The 3,956-nt window shown below is 64.5% G+C and carries 4 protein-coding genes; 3 read left to right on the plus strand and 1 reads right to left on the minus strand.

Going from position 1 to position 3,956, the window contains the following annotated elements; translation table 11 throughout:
- The 3 genes from EOA28_RS27525 to EOA28_RS27535 form a co-directional block, all read left to right on the plus strand.
- Positions 1–194 (plus strand): helix-turn-helix domain-containing protein (locus tag EOA28_RS27525; RefSeq protein WP_128315478.1); only part of this gene is annotated, 194 nt, incomplete at its 5' end.
- A 289-nt stretch (positions 195–483) separates the two neighbouring features.
- Entirely contained in the window at positions 484–1,905 is a 1,422-nt protein-coding gene (locus tag EOA28_RS27530) for a hypothetical protein (RefSeq protein ID WP_148670878.1), read from the plus strand.
- Positions 1,906–1,987: 82 nt separating this feature from the next.
- Complete coding sequence (locus tag EOA28_RS27535; protein ID WP_127252602.1) at positions 1,988–3,646, plus strand: VWA domain-containing protein; 1,659 nt, start codon at positions 1,988–1,990, stop codon at positions 3,644–3,646.
- 66 nt (positions 3,647–3,712) lie between these two features.
- On the opposite strand, the gene EOA28_RS27540 is transcribed toward EOA28_RS27535, so the two are convergent.
- A partial coding sequence (locus EOA28_RS27540; RefSeq protein ID WP_189342206.1) for a dihydroxy-acid dehydratase occupies positions 3,713–3,956 on the minus strand: 244 nt, incomplete at its 5' end.

Consider the following 3,956-nt stretch of genomic DNA (forward strand, 5'->3'; position numbering starts at 1 on the left):
ACCTCAGCGTAACGCCCGGCCGCTACTATATGCGGCTGAGGCTGGAGCGGGCGCGCGAATTGCTGCGCCAGACCAACATGCCGATCCTCGACGTGGCGATCGCTACCGGCTTCACCTCGCACTCCTATTTCGCGCAGAGCTACCGGCTCCAGTTCGGCCGCCCGCCATCGGAAGAGCGCCGCACCACCTACTGATTGTTGCGGGAAGATGTCGCCGGTTGGGTGACGCGGCCGGCCGCCGGCACCTCACATTTTCGCCGGGTTGAAATCCGTCACAAGCCAAGCGAGCTTGTCCGCCGGGGATGTGCCGTCGGTTGGCGTCGAGCCAGCGATGTCCGGATGCTAGCCGATGCCCGACCTGGGCGCGTCCGGCAAATGCGGGCAGATACGGGCACTGGAGCAATTCCAGGAAAAGTGTGAGCGGTTTTCCGTCCGGAATTGCGTCAAACAAAGGGATAGAGCGGTTCGCCGTTTCCGGGAAACGGTGAAACGCTCTAGGGGGCAGGCTTTGGCGAGCAGGCGCGACCGTCGGCTGAACGATTGGAAGGAAATCGCTGCCTTCTTCGGCCGCGACGAGCGCACCGTGCGGCGCTGGGAGCGCCAGCGCGGCCTGCCGGTTCACCGGATTTCCGGCGGAGCGAGGAATCTCGTCTTTGCCTATACCGATGAGCTGGAGCGATGGTTGCGGGGCGACAGCGCGGCGCCGGCCGAAGCGCCTGCGACCGAGACTGCGGCTGAGGCGGGTGAAATGCCGCAGGCCTCATCGGCCGACGCCGATCGGATCCCAGGGCAGGCCGGCTTTTCCCGCTACCGGCCGGCTCTCGTCATCGCCGGCGCGATCACGCTCTTTGCCGTGATCGCCATCGCCGGAATCCTTTCGATGCTCGACGCTCCCATCTTGCCGGGCCGTGCTGCCTACAAACCGGATCCCAAGGTCCAGGATCTCTATCTCGACGCCGTCTACTACCTGGAGACAAGGCAGGCGAAAGGGCTGAACCGCGCCATGCAACTGCTCACCGAGGCGACCACACTCGATCCCGAATATGCCGACGCCTACGCCAAGCTGGCCGAGACCTACAACATGGTCAGCCAATTCACGCTGAAGCCGGCAAGGGACGCCTATCCGAAGGCTGAGGCCGCCGCCAATCGCGCCATAGCGCTCGACCCCGGCAATGCCGGCGGCTACGCGGCGCTCGCCTTCGCGGCTTTCTATTGGGACAAGGATTTTGCCGGCTCACGCGCGCTGTTCGAACGGGCGATCCGACTTGATCCGGATTCCGCCCAGACCCACCACTGGTATGCGCTGACGCTCATGGTCGCCGGAGAGACCGAACAGCCTCTCAGCGAGATCGCCAAGGCGCAGGAACTCAGCCCGGAGTCGCGCAGCATTCTTGCCAACAAGGCGCTCATCCTGTTCCATGCCGGCCGCGTCGACGAGGCCCTGGCGATCCTGCAGCCGCTTGCCGAGGCGGAGCCGAACCTGCGTTCGCCGCCCGAATATCTCGCCACCATCTATCTCGACCAGCATCGCTGGAGCGATTTCCTGCGCGAATACCGGCGTGCCGCTGTCATCTCCGGCAACGATGCCCGCCAGGCCATTGCCGATGCCGCCGAAAAGGGCCTGGATGACGAGGGCGGCGATGGCCTGTTGAAGGCGATGTTCGCCGAGCAGCTGCGGCAATACCAGCGCGACCGCGAACCTGCCTACAAGCTCGCCACCACCGCCGCCATGCTGGGTCGAGGCGACGATGCGATCCGCTATCTCGAGGAATCGGCAAGGCGCAAGGAAGACGATCTGCTCGGCGTGCGCATCGATCCGGCCTTCAAGGGGCTGCGCGCCGATCCGCGTTACCGGGAGATCGTCGAGGCCGAGGGCTTTGTCCCGGCACAGGTGCCGGGCGCCTGACCACGAGCTTTTGCAGCTTGTCTCCGCAGGCCACCTAAAATAGCTTTCCGGGCGCGGACGAGGGAACAATCAGGAGACATCCATGGCGGGACTGATACGGAGCGTCGCTGCGGCGGCCCTCCTTTTGTCGATGACAAGTTTCGGCTTTGCCGCCAACAAGGTCATCATCATCCTTGATGCATCGGGTTCGATGTGGGCCCAGATCGACGGCAAGCCGAAGCTGGAGATCGCGCGTGAATCGCTGCGCACGGTGCTGCAATCGGTTCCGGCCGACGATGAGATAGGCTTCATGGCCTATGGCCATCGCACCAAGGGCAGCTGCGAGGACATCGAGCTGATCGTGCCGCCACAGGCCGGCTCCGCCAGCGCCATTTCGGCGGCCGCCGACAGCATGAAATTCCTGGGCAAGACGCCGCTCACGGCTGCCGTCAAGCAGGCCGCCGAGGCGCTCAGATACACCGAGGACAAGGCAACGGTGGTGCTGATCACCGACGGGCTGGAGACCTGCGGCGGCGATCCCTGCGCGCTCGGCAAGGAGCTCAAGGAAAGCGGCGTCGACTTCACCGCCGATGTCGTCGGCTTCGGCTTGACCGCCGACGAAGGCAAGCAGATCGCCTGCCTCGCCGAAAACACCGGCGGCAAATACATCCAGGCCTCCGACGAGAAGGCGCTGCAGGACGCCCTGGTCGAGACCGTGGCGGCTCCGGCTCCGGCGCAAGAGCCCGCTCCGGCACCCGCGCCAGCGCCCGAGCCCGCCAAGCCTGAATTCAATTTCATGCCAAGCGTGGTCATGGCCAAGGGAGGTCCCGAGATCTCCGACAACAGCAATGCCTGGGAAATCTACAAGGCCAATGCGGACGGCTGGCGCGGCGATCAGGTCATGACCGAGTATGGCGAGCTGAAAACCAATCTCGAACCGGGCGACTATATCGTCGTCGGCCGCGACGACGAGGCAAGAAGCGAGCAAAAGATCAGAATAGAGGCCGGTCAGGTTTACAAGCCGCTGTTCACGCTCAACGGCGGTACGCTGGTTATCCATCCGCATGCGAGCCAGGGATCGGAGATCAGCGGCGAGGCGCGTGTCGACTTCGCCTATCAGGGCGGCAGCACCACTCACTATGGCGACGCCAAGGCGACTGTCCCCGCCGGCGAGCAGAAAGTGACGGTGCAGATCGGCGCCGGCACGGTAACCGAGACCATCCAGCTTGCTGCCGGACAGACGGTCGAGAAGGACGTCGTCGTCGGCGTCGGGCACGCCGTGCTCAATGCCTTCTATACGGCAGGCGGCGACAAGGCCGACAATTCCGGCATTAGCTTCGAAATCGTCAAGGCTAAGAAGAAGATCGACGGTTCCCGCGAGAGCGTCGAGCACTCCTATGGTCCCGACAGCAAGTTCTGGCTGCCGCCGGACGACTATGTCGCGCTCACCACCCTCGATCTTGCGGTTGCCGAGCAGCCCTTCAGCATCAAGGCCGGCGACAACCAGGACATCAAGGTCGCGCTCGACGCCGGCGTGCTGGCGATGTCGGCGCCCGGCGCTTACTCGATCGAGGTGTTCTCGTCGAAGAAGGACATAGAGGGCAAGCGCAAGTCGCTAGGCTTGAGCTATGGCGACAGCTGGCAGCAGACGATTCCCGCCGGTGACTACGTGGTCGTGCGGCACGCCTCCGACCAGGGCCAGGACAAGGAAACGCCGGTGACGATCAAGGCCGGCGAACGGAGCGAGATCACGGTGCAGTAGTTGTTTCGGCCGGAACAAAGACAAAGGGCGGCTCAAAGCCGCCCTTTGTCTTTTGAACCCGCAACGTCAGGCGCTTCCGAATGCCGCCGCTCCATGATCGGCACGCCCGACCAGTTGCCGGAACCCCGCGAACAGCTCGCGGCCGAAGCCGAACTCGTTGCCGATGAGATCGGCGTCCGCGGTGCGGCGCAGCGCGAATTCCGTTCCCGGCACCAGCACCTCCAGCGTGCCGGCATCGGCGTCGAGCCGGATGACATCGCCGTCGTGGATCCTGGCGATCGGCCCGTCCTCGACCGCTTCCGGCGTCACG

Source organism: Mesorhizobium sp. M2A.F.Ca.ET.067.02.1.1, from assembly GCF_004023285.1.
In the GTDB taxonomy this organism is placed as follows: domain Bacteria; phylum Pseudomonadota; class Alphaproteobacteria; order Rhizobiales; family Rhizobiaceae; genus Mesorhizobium.

Excerpts from the sequence above, each read along its gene's own strand:
- EOA28_RS27535 (WP_127252602.1), top strand. The coding sequence starts at position 1,988 with ATGGCGGGACTGATACGGAGCGTCGCTGCGGCGGCCCTCCTTTTGTCG.